Here is a 12,426-nt window from a genome sequence, read left to right as displayed (position 1 = left end):
ACCCAGTCTGTGACAGGTTATCAGTGATGAAAGAGGTCTTCGTCGTCACCGGTGCAGGCTCGATCGGGCAGGCAATTGCCCGACGGGTCAGCAGTGGTCGGCATATTGTGCTGGCCGATCTGAAACAGGAAAACGCTGATCGCGCATCCGAGGTTCTGGAACTGGCCGGGTTCGAGAATACCGCCACAACCGTCGATGTCTCGGATCGCGGATCGGTGCAAAAGCTGGTGAAGCTCGCCACCGGGATCGGTGAGGTGAAGGCGCTGATTCAGGCGGCGGGCGTATCACCGTCTCAGGCTCCGGTCGAGACGATCCTGAAGGTCGATCTTTACGGGACCTCGATGCTGCTGGAGGAATTCGGCGAGGTCATCGGGGAAGGCGGTTCCGGCATCGTGATCTCGTCTCAATCCGGCTATCGGATGCCTGCTTTGACCGCAGAGCAGGACGAATTGCTTGCCACCGCCCCGGCGGAAGAGCTTCTGGATCTGGATTTCGTCAGGGCCATCGACGATACGCTGCATGCATATCAGATGTCGAAACGCTGCAATTCCCTGCGGGTCCGCGGCGAGGCGATAAGATGGGGCAGGCGAAAGGCGCGGGTCAATGCGATCAGCCCGGGCATTATCGTCACCCCGCTGGCGCATGATGAACTGAACGGAGAACGCGCGGGGTTTTATCGCGACATGCTGGGGAAAATGCCTGCTGGCCGCGCGGGCACCCCGGATGAGGTGGCGGCACTTGCGGCGCTGATCATGGGACCGGAGGGCGGCTATATCACCGGCAGCGATTTCCTGATCGATGGCGGTGCGACGGCGAATTTTTTCTATGGGGATGATGCGGAGGGGAGTTGAACCCGCGACCCGGGCTTGCACTTGAATAGGCCGGGTCCGGCTTTGCGAAGCCGTCAAAACCATAGCATGCGCTGAATGTAAGGCGATGTAGCGTAAAGCTACACCACCATATCGTCGCGGTGGATCAGCGCCGCCCGGCCCTCATAGCCCAATATCTCCGCGATCTCGGCGCTGCGATGCCCGGCAATGGCGCGGGTCTCATCCGAAGTATAGCGGATCAGACCATGCGCCAGTGTCTCGGATGCGGGGCCAACCACCGTGACCGGCTCACCCCGGCCAAAGCGGCCCGAAACCCCGGTCACACCAGCGGGCAGCAGGGATTTTCCATCCCGCAGCGCCTGTGCCGCGCCGACATCCACTGCGATCTCTCCTCTGGGCTTCATCGCGGCGATCCAGCGTTTCCGCGCCAGTTGCGGATCGCCGTCGGGCAGGAACCATGTCACCCGCGCGCCCTGAGCGACCGCCGAAAGGGGTCGCATCACCGAGCCTTCGGCAATGGCCATCGCGCAGCCCCCAGAAACCGCCGTCCGCGCCGCCATCAGCTTGGTTTTCATCCCGCCCTTCGACAGACCCGAAACCGGATCGCCGCCCATTGCCTCGATTTCAGCGGTCATATGTTCGACAATCGGGATATGCCGCGCATCCGGGTCGGTCTTGGGATTGGCCGTGTACAGCCCGTCCACATCCGACAGAAGCAGCAACTGATCGGCGCCTGCCGTCACGGCGATCTGCGCCGCCAGACGGTCATTATCGCCATAGCGGATCTCATCCGTGGCAATCGTATCGTTTTCATTGACGATCGGCACCACCCCATAGGACAGCAATGCCTGCATCGTCGCCCGGCTGTTCAGATAGCGGCGACGATCATCCGTATCCTCCAGCGTCAGCAGAATCTGCGCTGTTGCGACGCCATGCGGAGCCAGAGCCTCTTCATAGGCCCGGGCCAGCCTGATCTGCCCCACCGCCGCCGCTGCCTGTGCCTGTTCCAGCGTCAACGCTCCGCCCGGCAGGCCGAGAACCCGCCGCCCAAGCGCAATCGACCCCGACGAGACCAGAACCATATCCGTGCCGCGCTGACGCCATTGCGCCACATCGTCGCACAGCGCACGCAGCCACTGCCCGCGCAGCCCGTCAGGACCGACCAGAAGCGCCGAGCCGATCTTGACAACAAGCCGCCGCGCGGTCGCGATATCAGGTCTCAGGGACGCCATTCTCCGATTTCCTTCTGCGTCACCTCACGCGAGGGCGCGATCTCGACCCAGAGCGCACGAAGCACCTCCTGCACGCCCTGCCCGGTTGCGCCCGACATGGTCATCACATCCGCGCCAAGCGCATCAGCAAGCGCCGCGCGTTTTTCGGCAAGGCTTTCCGTATCGACCGCGTCGATCTTGTTCAGCACGGTCACGCGCGGTTTTCCGGTCAGGATCCGGGAGTAATTCTCAAGCTCGGTCAGGACGGTCTGCGCATCCGCAACCACATCATCCGAGGTCGCGTCGATCAGATGCAGCAGCACCGAGCAGCGTTCGATATGGCCGAGAAACCGGTCTCCGATCCCCCTGCCCTCGGATGCGCCCTCGATCAGGCCGGGAATATCGGCCAGAACGAATTCGCGCCCGTCAATGCCGACAACGCCCAGATTGGGATGCAGCGTGGTAAAGGGATAATCCGCGATTTTCGGCCGTGCATTCGAGGTCGCCGCAAGGAAGGTCGATTTACCCGCATTGGGCAGGCCGACCAGACCGCCATCCGCGATCAGCTTCAGCCGCAGCCAGATCGTGCGTTCAACGCCCGGCAATCCGGGATTGGCATTGCGCGGGGCGCGGTTGGTCGAGGATTTGAAATGCAGATTCCCGAAACCGCCATTGCCGCCGCGGGCCAGAACGACGCGCTGCCCGATCTCGGTCATGTCGGCGATGACAGTTTCCTGATCCTCTTCGAGGATCTCGGTGCCGACGGGAACGCGCAGCACGATATCCTCGCCGCCCGCGCCGGTGCGCTGCCGACCCATACCATGTTGGCCGTTCTTCGCGAAGAAATGCTGCTGATAGCGGAAATCGATCAGCGTATTCAGCCCCTCGACCGCTTCCACGACGACATCGCCGCCGCGCCCGCCATCGCCGCCATCGGGACCGCCGAATTCGATATATTTCTCACGCCGGAAGCTGACGCTGCCCGCGCCACCGGAACCCGAACGGATATAGACCTTGGCCAGATCGAGGAATTTCATCACGGCTCTCCTTTGGTCACGCGATACGCGCTGTACACGCGGGCTGCAAGGGAAGCCCCGGCCAGATTGCTCTTTTCATTTTCCGGCGCACTCCTATGTGTAAAGGCATGAACGCACCGATCTTCGACAACAGCTATACCGCGCTGCCGCCCCGCATGTTTGCGCAGGTGGCCCCGGAAGGCAGCACCGATCCGCAGCTTATTGCGCTGAACCTTGATCTGGCGGACCGGCTGGGACTGGATGGCGACTGGCTTGCCGGGCCGGAGGGGCTGGCGATGCTGTCGGGCAACGCCCTGCCACGGGGGGCCGCATCCATTGCGCAGGCCTATGCGGGCCATCAGTTCGGCCATTTATCGCCGCAGCTTGGCGATGGAAGAGCGGTGATGATCGGGGAAATCGTCGCCCCTGACGGTGCCAGATTCGATCTGCAACTGAAAGGCGCGGGCCGGACCCCGTTTTCGCGTCAGGGCGACGGGAAAAGCTGGCTCGGCCCGGTCTTGCGGGAATATCTGGACAGCGAATTCATGGCCGCAGCCGGAGTACCGACGACGCGGGCGCTTGCAGCCATTGCCACCGGCGACATGGTTTACCGCGAAACCATCCTGCCCGGAGCCGTCATGACCCGGGTCGCCTCCAGCCATGTCCGGGTCGGAACATTCGAGTATTTCGGCGTGCGCGGCGATATCGAGGCGCTGCGTGCCCTGACCGATCACATCATCGCCCGGCATTACCCCGATGCCGCCGACGTGTCTGAACTGTTGGAACAGGTCGTCGGCGCGCAGGCCGGGTTGGTGGCGCAGTGGATGGCGCTCGGCTTCATTCACGGGGTGATGAACACGGATAACATGGCAATTTCAGGCGAGACCATTGATTACGGCCCCGCCGCTTTCATGGACGGGTATCACCCGGATACGAAATTTTCCTCGATCGACCTGCATGGCCGCTATGCTTGGGCCGAGCAGCCACATGTCGCGGTGTGGAACCTTGCGCAATTCGCCTCTTGTCTGATCCCGCTGATGGGTGCGGATCAGGACAAGGCGATTGAAAGGGCCACCCGCGCGGTTCACGGCTTTCCCGATCTTTATCAGGCTGCGTGGAAGAAACGTTTCTGCGCCAAGCTTGGGCTTCCAGCCAGTGACGCGGCGGTCGGACTGGTCAACCGGCTTCTGGACCTGATGGCGAAGGAACGCGCCGATTTCACAATTGTCTTTGCCGGCCTCTCGGATGGCACCGCGCGGGATGCCTTCATCGATACCGGCGCGTTTGATCTGTGGCGGGATGACTGGCGTTCATCCGGTCCCGATCCCGAGATCATGGCCCGCGCCAATCCCCTTCGTATTCCGCGCAATCACCGGATCGAGCAGGCGATACAGGCGGCAGTCGGCGGTGATTATAGGCCGTTTCACAGGCTGGACGCGGCTCTGCGCCATCCGTTCGAAATGCGCGAGGAATGGGCCGATCTCTCGAAACCTCCGCTTGAAGCGGAACGCGTAACGCGCACATTCTGCGGAACATGAAACTCCGCATCGCAAGCTATAATCTTCATAAATGCCGTGGCCTGACCGGGCCGCATGCACCCGAGCGCAATCTGAAGGTCATCGCAGAGATCGACCCGGACATCATCGCGCTTCAGGAGGTCGATTTCCGCTTCGGAGCCCGCCCCGAAGCCCTGCCCCGCGACATGATCGAAGAGATGACCGGGCTGGTGCCGATGCAAATGCGCACTACCGGAGAAACCTCGCTTGGCTGGCATGGTCAGGCGGTCCTTCTGCGGCCAGAGCTTGCCTGTCAGGCGGTGATGCGCCGACTGCCCCTGCCGGGGCTGGAGCCGCGCGGCGCACTGGCCCTGCGTGTGGCCGGACTGACCCTGATCGGGGTGCATCTGGGTCTGGCGCGGTCATCCCGCCGCCGCCAACTGGCGCGGCTGGCGGCCAAGGCAGGGCGGCTGTCGGGGGATGCGGTGATGATGATGGGTGATTTCAACGAGTGGCGCGGGGATCGTGGGCTGGAATCGCTCGATTCGCTGCATGTTTTCGCCCCCGGCCCGTCCTATCCCGCGCCCATGCCGCAATTGCGGCTGGACCGGATCGCGGTTTCGTCGAGGATCACGGTCACCGCCAGCGGAGTCGGCGACAGCGCCCTTGCCCGCCGTGCATCGGACCATCTTCCGATCTGGGCAGAAATCCGGTTGTCATGAAATTTGCGCCTTTCGGCGTCAGGTCTTGGCAAGTAAGAACGCGCTAACGGTATGCATTGGAGGACCAGATGAGCGCCATTATCGATATTTTTGCCCGCGAGATCCTGGACAGCCGGGGCAACCCGACCGTCGAGGTCGATGTAACCCTTGAGGATGGCTCGATGGGCCGCGCCGCCGTCCCCTCCGGGGCATCGACCGGAGCGCATGAGGCGGTTGAGCGTCGTGACGGCGACAAGTCGCGCTATATGGGCAAGGGCGTTCTTGAGGCCGTGGACGCGGTGAACGGCGAAATCGCCGAAAACCTGCTTGGCGAGGACGCGACCGATCAGCGCAGCATCGACGCGCTGATGATCGAGCTGGACGGCACCGAGAACAAGGGCCGTCTGGGGGCGAATGCCATTCTGGGCGTGTCGCTTGCGGTTGCCAAGGCTGCGGCGGACACTTCGGCCCTGCCGCTGTTCCGCTATGTCGGCGGCGCGTCGGCGCATTTGCTTCCGGTGCCGATGATGAATATCATCAATGGCGGCGAGCATGCCGATAACCCCATCGACGTGCAGGAATTCATGATCATGCCAGTCTCGGCAACAACGATCCGTGACGCGGTGCGCATGGGCTCCGAGATCTTCCACACGCTGAAAAAGGAACTTTCGGCGGCGGGCCTGTCCACCGGAATCGGGGATGAGGGCGGCTTTGCCCCCAACCTTTCCAGCACCCGCGACGCGCTGGATTTCATCCTGAAAGCGGTCGAGAAGGCAGGTTTCAAGCCCGGCGACGATATCATGCTGGCGCTCGATTGTGCCTCGACCGAATATTTCGAGAACGGCAAATACGAGATGAAGGGCGAAGGCAAATCCCTGTCCGCCGCCGAGAATGTGGACTATCTGGCCGCGCTCTGCGCCGATTACCCGATCCTGTCCATCGAGGACGGTTGCGCCGAGGATGACTGGGAGGGCTGGAAGCTGCTGACCGAAAAACTGGGTGGCTCGGTTCAGCTTGTCGGCGACGATCTCTTCGTGACCAATCCCAAGCGTCTGGCCGATGGTATCGCGCAGGGCTGCGGGAACTCGCTGCTGGTGAAGGTGAACCAGATCGGCACGCTCTCGGAAACGCTGGACGCGGTGGCGATGGCGACGCGTGCCGGGTTTACCAGCGTGATGTCGCACCGCTCGGGCGAGACCGAGGACGCAACCATCGCCGATCTCGCCGTCGCGACCAATTGCGGTCAGATCAAGACCGGCAGCCTTGCGCGGTCGGACCGGCTGGCGAAATACAACCAGCTTATCCGCATCGAGGAAGTTCTGGGTGACGCGGCAGTCTATGCAGGCAAGTCGATCCTGCGCTGATTGCGATTATGCCGATACGGATGAGGGACGCCTCAGGGCGTCCCTTTTTTCTGCTCAGCAACCTTTCAGAGCCTTTGCGATCTGGACTTTATCATTGGTCTCGATCGCTCTGTTTTCTTCGATACCGCCGAAAATCGCCTGTGTCTGACCGTAGCTCTGAACTTCATCATCGCCCAACGCGGCGGTCAGCCCACCCGTCAGCGATTTGGTACGAGCCGCACCAAGTTCGCCGTCCAGCCTGCCTTCGTGATAGGCCAACTCGCGGCAGCTCATGCGGTTATACTCGCTTTGCTCGGTCCCGCTGGATACGCAACCGGACAGCATTGTCAAAGCCGCAAAGAGCGCGGCTCCCTTGTTCAATTTCATCCTATTGATTTCCTTGTAGATATCGGATTCAGGAAATCTCTGCTAGCGAAACACACTGTGCGAGAACACCCACAAAGGATAACAATTTGATGACTTTATCTTTTTCAGAACCTGTCAGCCGGCCTCTGCCAGTCGGGCGACATAGCGTGCCAACGTGTCGATCTCCAGATTGACGAAATCGCCGGTGCTTACCTCGCCCCAGTTGGTCACTTCTTGCGTGTGCGGGATCAGATTGACGCCGAAACGCCTGCCATCAACCTCATTCACGGTCAGCGACGTGCCGTTTAATGCAACCGAGCCCTTGGGTGCAATGAACCGCGCCAGTTCCGCCGGAGCCTCAAACACGATGCGGGTGCTGTCGCCCTCATCCCGCATCTCGACAATCTCCGCCACGCCATCCACATGGCCCGAAACGATATGACCACCAAGTTCATCCCCGACCTTCAGCGCACGTTCCAGATTGATCCGCTTCCCGGTCTCCCAGCCATTCGCGCTGATATTGGTCTTCGAAACCGTCTCGGCCGAGATATCAACGTCGAACCAGTCATCGCCCTTGCCAATCACGGTCAGGCACACCCCGTCGCAAGAGATCGACGCACCAAGATCAACGCCGGACATATCATATCCGGTCGAAACCCGCGCCCGCATATCGCCGCGTTGTTCAACCCGGGCGATAACGCCAATATCAGTTATGATTCCGGTAAACATTTATCCTCCAGACCGTTGGAAATTCGTATCATAGTCGGCAGTATTTTTGCGAAAATGTTACGAATTGCGTTAGGTTATTATCCAAAGGGACAGTATTCAACTCGGCGAAAATCTGCCAGACAGTGGCTGCTAGTGTTAATATTGTTGACTTCATGCTACATCTAACAATGAACACGATCCCAGCCAACGCAACCGTCCTTAGGTCAGAAGCGCCGGGCCAGCGATGTTTTTTGCTGCTACAGGGGCCGCACGGACCGTTTTTTGATCGTTTGGCAAGGTTGCTGCAAGAGGCCGGTGCTGAGGTCTGGCGGGTGGCGTTCAATGCTGGCGACGCTTTTTTCTGGACACCGAAGGAACGGATGATCCGGCATGATGGAAGCGTTGCTGAGTGGCCGCAGCATCTCGACCGTTTGATTGCTGAGAAACATGTCACGGATATCGTTCTTTATGGTGATGTGCGCCCGGTCCATTCCGCCGCCCGCATGGCTGCCGAGAAACATAATCTGACACTCCACGCCTTTGAAGAAGGATATCTGCGCCCCTTCTGGCTTACATATGAGCGGGGCGGCTCAAATGGATTTTCTCGGCTCATGAAGATTACGCTTCCGCAGATGGGATGTGCGCTTCAAGGGCGCCAGGGTGAAGTTGCGCGTCCTCCGGCTGTGTGGGGTGATATGCGCCAGCATAAATTCTATGGCGCTGTCTATCATTTCCTGATTTTGGCCGCGAATAAGCGCTTTCCAAACTTTCGTACCCATCGTGATATTTCGTTGTGGAAAGAATTCAGACTAAATTTCAGCCGTCTGGTACTGACGCCGATGACCATGTTGGATCACGCGATCCGAACTTGGCGCATACGGCGTCGGGGCAATCCGTTCTCTCTGGTCCTCATGCAGTTGGAACATGATTCCAGCTTCCGAGCGCATTCCGACTATAAAACGATGGCGGAGTTCACCGACGAAGTGCTTGAGGCCTTTGCTACCCATGCGCCGCGCCATCATCATATCGTGTTCAAAGGCCATCCACTGGATGACGGCCGCAGTCACCAGCGTCACGATATCATGCGCAAGGCTCAGGAACTGGGCGTTGCGAAACGGGTGCATCATGTTCCGGGCGGCAAGCTTGCGCCGCTTCTGGGACAGGCCCGATCGGTGATCACGGTGAATTCGACGGCAGCACAGCAGGCATTGTGGCGGGGTCTGCCGGTGAAGGCGATGGGCAGGGCTGTGTTCGATAAGCCACAGCTCGTTTCAGAGCAGAGCCTTGCCGAGTTTTTCGTTCACCCTCAGCGCCCTAACCCGGTCGCTTATCGCTGTTATCGCGACTATCTGCTTGAAACCAGCCAGATTCCCGGAGGTTTTTATGCCACACGCGCCCGGGCGCCGGCCCTCAGACTGGTGGTGGATATGATGCTGGCAGCGGAAGATCCTTATGACGCTCTGGCAAACGGCAAGGCGGAAATGCGCCAGCAGCCCGGGGCCGATTCAGGATGAATGACAGAGATATGTGGAAAATCAACGAATCGTGGGCTAGTTTGCGCGCGAGGCGCCGGGAAAACGGCAAGAAGCAGGAGTAAACAGTTTGATCGCCATGGATACTGGAACCGCATCAGGACGCGGCATACGTCTGCCGATGCTTATCGCACTGATCTCCGCCACTTTTCTGAGCGCCTGCTCGCTGCCCCGTTCAGGCCCCAACAAGCAAGAGATCTTCTCAGGCGCTGTCGAAAATGGCGGCGATGCGCATGTGATCTATGTGAATAATCACGTAACCCGCACGGCGAACTTCACCCCTGCCTATGGGTTCTCCAGCGGCTTCCTGAATGCAGGTCAGGTCGGGGCCGATGAAATCCGGCCCGGCGACACGCTTGGGCTGATGATCTGGGAAAACGTCGATGACGGGTTGCTTGCCAGCCTCGGCCAAAGCTCGACGTCACTTGAACAGCTTCAGGTCGACAGTAACGGTTACATCTTCGTCCCCTATGCAGGCCGTGTTCGCGCTGCGGGCAGTACCCCCGACCAACTGCGACAGACCATCACTTCGCGGCTGGAAAGCCAGACCCCCGATCCGCAGGTTACGGTGACGCGCGTCGCCGGTGACGGCGCTACTGTTTCTGTGATGGGCAAGGTGTTCGGTCAGGGCGTCTACCCGATTGAGCGCCCAACGCGGACCCTGTCCGCCATGCTCGCCTCCGCAGGCGGTGTGAATGCAGAACCGGAAGTCGCCGTGATCACTGTGAAACGCGGTCGCGAAACTGGCAAGGTCTGGCTGACCGATCTTTATTTCAACCCGCGCTATGACATTTCGCTGCGCCCCGGCGACGTCATTCTGGTCGAGGAAGATCAGCGCAGCTTCACCGCGCTTGGTGCACTTGGCAGCCAAAGCAAGGTCCCGCTTGGCAATGAGCAGATCAACGCGATCGAAGCGGTTGCAATGGTTGGCGGTCTGTCCACGGTCACTGCGGACCCGACCGGCGTATTCGTGCTGCGCGATGAACCGGCACAGGTTGCCTCGGCCGTTCTAGGCCAGCCGGTGGGAGGTACGCAACGTATGGCCTATGTGCTGGACCTCACCCGTCCGAACGGGCTGTTCCTGGCCCGTGACTTCCTGATCCGCGACGGCGACACGATATATGTCACCGAGGCTCCCTATGTCAGATGGGACAAGATCCTCGGTGCGCTCACCGGAAGCGCGGCTTCTGTCAACCAGCTCTCCAGCATCGCAAACTGATGATGCCAGATCGCATTGCAGCCGTCGGGGCAAAACCCCGGCGGCTTCTTGCATTCAATGGCGGCATGTTTCGCGGACGCGTATGGCGGATCCTCGAACTTGCCGGATGGACGCCCCGGCTTGGCCTGCCGCAGAAGGGCAATATGGTCGCAGTTTGGGGGGCCTCCGCCACCGCCTGGCGCGGCAACGCCGTTGCTTCGCGATTTGGTCTGGGCGTGGTTCATGTCGAGGATGCCTTCCTGCGCTCGATCCTGCCGGGACGCGCACGGGGCAGGATTGCGCGACGCGGCCCGATCGGGCTGATCATCGACCCTGTGGGGCTGCATTTCGATCCGGGCTCTCCGTCGCTGATCGAGAAGCTGATCACGTCCGGACAGGCGGACAGCCACAAGGACAATGCATCCGCCGGGATCGCACGGCTGATCGCGGCGGATCTGTCAAAATATAATGCCCATCTTCCCGAACAGAAGCCACCCGAGCCCGGCTATGTTCTGGTCATCGACCAAACCGCAGGCGATGCCTCGCTGCTTGGCGCGGGGCGTGCCGAGTTCCTGAAGATGCTGACAGCGGCGCGTTCGGAACATCCGGGCAAGCGCATCGTCATCCGCGTCCATCCGGAAACCTCAAACGGCCTTCGCCCCGGTCATTTCCAGCCCGCCGACCTTCAGGAAAATGAGACATTCTACGACATGCCCGTCTCACCTTGGGCGCTTTTACGCAATGCAGCGGCAGTTTATGCCCATAGCTCGCAGATGGGGTATGAGGCGATGCTGGTGGGTCATCGCCCCCGGATCTTCGGTCAGCCTTTCTATGCCGGATGGAGCCTCAGCGATGATGAGGCTGAATTTCCTCGGCGCGGCACGGCAGACATCGAAACATTATTCGCGGCCAGCCATCTGATCGCACCGACATGGTACGATCCCTGCCGCGACAGGCTGACGGATTTCGACGGTGCCGTCGACCAGTTGGAGGCCGAGGCGAAAGCGTGGCGGCAGGACCATGCAGGGCATCTGGCCTATGGAATGCGGCTTTGGAAGCGGCCTGCCATTAACCGTTTCTTCGGATCGGCAGCCCCTGTCCGCTTCACGGATAAGCCGGATGGCGAGACCAGCCTTGTCTGGGCAAATCGCGCGGGAGAATTGTCTACCCCGACATTGCGGGTCGAGGACGGGTTCTTGCGCTCACGTGGATTGGGGGCTGAGCTGACGCCGCCGCTGTCCCTGGTCGCCGACGATCTGGGTATTTACTATGATCCCACGCATCCTTCGCGGCTGGAAAAGCTTATCGCGTCAGATCTGCCACCCGGAGGTGCCGCGCGGGCCTCGCAATTGCGGGCGGCGCTGATCGCCGCGGGGATCAGCAAATATAATCTTCAGGGCTGCGCCGCGCTTCCCGCACGGGACGGGCGGCGATGTATTCTTGTGCCGGGGCAGGTCGAGGACGATGCCTCGATCCGGCTGGGAGCGGGCAGCGAGACCGGCAATCTAGCGCTTCTTCGCCGGGTGCGGGACGAAAACCCCGATGCAGTGCTGATCTATAAGCCGCATCCCGACACCGAGGCAGGCCTTCGGCCCGGCGCAGTCCGCGAAAAAGAGCTGTCGCTTCTGGCCGATCACGTCACCCGCCGCACCGATCCCCTCGCATTGCTGAAGATGGTTGATGAAGTCTGGACCATCACCTCAACCCTCGGCTTCGAGGCGCTGCTGCGCGGGATCCCGGTCACCACGCTCGGCTCACCATTCTATGCCGGGTGGGGCCTGACGCGCGATCTCGGGCCGGTCCCTGCGCGGCGCATTGCGCGACCCGGGCTGGACGGGCTGACCCATGCGGCGCTGATCGCCTATCCCAGATATCGGGACCCGGTCAGTGGACTGCCCTGCCCGCCCGAAATCGCGGTTGAGCGGCTGGCGGATGTGACGCTGCAAACGCGCGGGCTGCGCCTGCGATGGCTGGCCAAGGCGCAAGGCGCGGTCTCCGGGTATAGCTGGATCTGGCGCAGATAGC

11 protein-coding genes are annotated in these 12,426 nt (G+C 61.0%); 7 read left to right on the top strand and 4 right to left on the bottom strand.

Annotation, left to right across the window (positions count from 1 at the left end; genetic code table 11):
- The first annotated feature begins 26 nt into the window (after positions 1-26).
- Entirely contained in the window at positions 27-851 is an 825-nt protein-coding gene (locus PAE61_RS06985; RefSeq protein ID WP_271114602.1) for an SDR family oxidoreductase, read from the top strand.
- A 98-nt stretch (positions 852-949) separates the two neighbouring features.
- Here the strand turns inward: PAE61_RS06985 and proB are convergent, their stop codons facing one another.
- Both proB and obgE read right to left on the bottom strand, forming a co-directional pair.
- Positions 950-2,062 carry a glutamate 5-kinase gene (proB, locus tag PAE61_RS06980; RefSeq protein ID WP_271114601.1) on the bottom strand — a complete coding sequence of 371 codons (1,113 nt, stop codon included), beginning with the start codon at positions 2,060-2,062 and terminating at the stop codon, positions 950-952.
- Positions 2,050-3,078 (bottom strand): GTPase ObgE, encoded by a 1,029-nt coding sequence (gene obgE / locus PAE61_RS06975; RefSeq protein WP_271114600.1) that lies wholly within the window; start codon positions 3,076-3,078, stop codon positions 2,050-2,052. The genes proB and obgE overlap by 13 nt, the downstream gene beginning before the upstream one ends.
- 107 nt (positions 3,079-3,185) lie before the next feature.
- On the opposite strand from obgE, the gene PAE61_RS06970 reads away from it, so the two are divergent.
- From PAE61_RS06970 to eno, 3 genes are all read left to right on the top strand, one after another.
- Positions 3,186-4,595, top strand: a complete 1,410-nt coding sequence (locus tag PAE61_RS06970; RefSeq protein ID WP_271114599.1) for a protein adenylyltransferase SelO — start codon at positions 3,186-3,188, stop codon at positions 4,593-4,595.
- A complete protein-coding gene (locus PAE61_RS06965) occupies positions 4,592-5,275 on the top strand; it encodes an endonuclease/exonuclease/phosphatase family protein (RefSeq protein ID WP_271114598.1) in 684 nt (227 codons plus the stop codon). Before PAE61_RS06970 ends, PAE61_RS06965 begins: the two co-directional genes overlap by 4 nt.
- Positions 5,276-5,343: 68 nt before the next feature.
- Positions 5,344-6,618 (top strand): phosphopyruvate hydratase, encoded by a 1,275-nt coding sequence (gene eno, locus PAE61_RS06960; RefSeq protein ID WP_271114597.1) that lies wholly within the window; start codon positions 5,344-5,346, stop codon positions 6,616-6,618.
- A gap of 54 nt (positions 6,619-6,672) precedes the next feature.
- On the opposite strand, the gene PAE61_RS06955 is transcribed toward eno, so the two are convergent.
- Positions 6,673-6,984 (bottom strand): hypothetical protein, encoded by a 312-nt coding sequence (locus PAE61_RS06955; RefSeq protein ID WP_271114596.1) that lies wholly within the window; start codon positions 6,982-6,984, stop codon positions 6,673-6,675.
- A gap of 114 nt (positions 6,985-7,098) precedes the next feature.
- Complete coding sequence (locus PAE61_RS06950; RefSeq protein WP_271114595.1) at positions 7,099-7,692, bottom strand: riboflavin synthase; 594 nt, start codon at positions 7,690-7,692, stop codon at positions 7,099-7,101.
- 167 nt (positions 7,693-7,859) lie between these two features.
- Between PAE61_RS06950 and PAE61_RS06945 the strand changes: the two genes are divergently transcribed.
- From PAE61_RS06945 to PAE61_RS06935, 3 genes are all read left to right on the top strand, one after another.
- Positions 7,860-9,185 carry a capsule polysaccharide biogenesis protein gene (locus PAE61_RS06945; protein ID WP_271114594.1) on the top strand — a complete coding sequence of 442 codons (1,326 nt, stop codon included), beginning with the start codon at positions 7,860-7,862 and terminating at the stop codon, positions 9,183-9,185.
- A 97-nt stretch (positions 9,186-9,282) separates the two neighbouring features.
- Positions 9,283-10,422, top strand: coding sequence for a polysaccharide biosynthesis/export family protein (locus PAE61_RS06940; RefSeq protein ID WP_434803128.1), 1,140 nt, complete (start codon positions 9,283-9,285; stop codon positions 10,420-10,422).
- Between the two features lie 2 nt (positions 10,423-10,424).
- Complete coding sequence (locus PAE61_RS06935) at positions 10,425-12,425, top strand: capsule polysaccharide biogenesis protein (protein WP_271114593.1); 2,001 nt, start codon at positions 10,425-10,427, stop codon at positions 12,423-12,425.
- The last annotated feature ends 1 nt before the right edge of the window (position 12,426 follow it).

It is taken from the genome of Paracoccus aerodenitrificans (genome assembly GCF_027913215.1).
Lineage (GTDB): Bacteria > Pseudomonadota > Alphaproteobacteria > Rhodobacterales > Rhodobacteraceae > Paracoccus > Paracoccus aerodenitrificans.
This window is presented reverse-complemented; position numbering and strand designations above follow the sequence as displayed.

Coding starts and splice junctions, on each gene's coding strand:
- PAE61_RS06940 (WP_434803128.1), top strand. CDS start 9,283: ATGGATACTGGAACCGCATCAGGACGCGGCATACGTCTGCCGATGCTT.
- PAE61_RS06935 (WP_271114593.1), top strand. CDS start 10,425: ATGCCAGATCGCATTGCAGCCGTCGGGGCAAAACCCCGGCGGCTTCTT.
- obgE (WP_271114600.1), bottom strand. CDS start 3,078: ATGAAATTCCTCGATCTGGCCAAGGTCTATATCCGTTCGGGTTCCGGT.
- eno (WP_271114597.1), top strand. CDS start 5,344: ATGAGCGCCATTATCGATATTTTTGCCCGCGAGATCCTGGACAGCCGG.
- PAE61_RS06945 (WP_271114594.1), top strand. CDS start 7,860: ATGAACACGATCCCAGCCAACGCAACCGTCCTTAGGTCAGAAGCGCCG.
- PAE61_RS06965 (WP_271114598.1), top strand. CDS start 4,592: ATGAAACTCCGCATCGCAAGCTATAATCTTCATAAATGCCGTGGCCTG.
- PAE61_RS06985 (WP_271114602.1), top strand. CDS start 27: ATGAAAGAGGTCTTCGTCGTCACCGGTGCAGGCTCGATCGGGCAGGCA.
- PAE61_RS06970 (WP_271114599.1), top strand. CDS start 3,186: ATGAACGCACCGATCTTCGACAACAGCTATACCGCGCTGCCGCCCCGC.
- PAE61_RS06955 (WP_271114596.1), bottom strand. CDS start 6,984: ATGAAATTGAACAAGGGAGCCGCGCTCTTTGCGGCTTTGACAATGCTG.
- PAE61_RS06950 (WP_271114595.1), bottom strand. CDS start 7,692: ATGTTTACCGGAATCATAACTGATATTGGCGTTATCGCCCGGGTTGAA.
- proB (WP_271114601.1), bottom strand. CDS start 2,062: ATGGCGTCCCTGAGACCTGATATCGCGACCGCGCGGCGGCTTGTTGTC.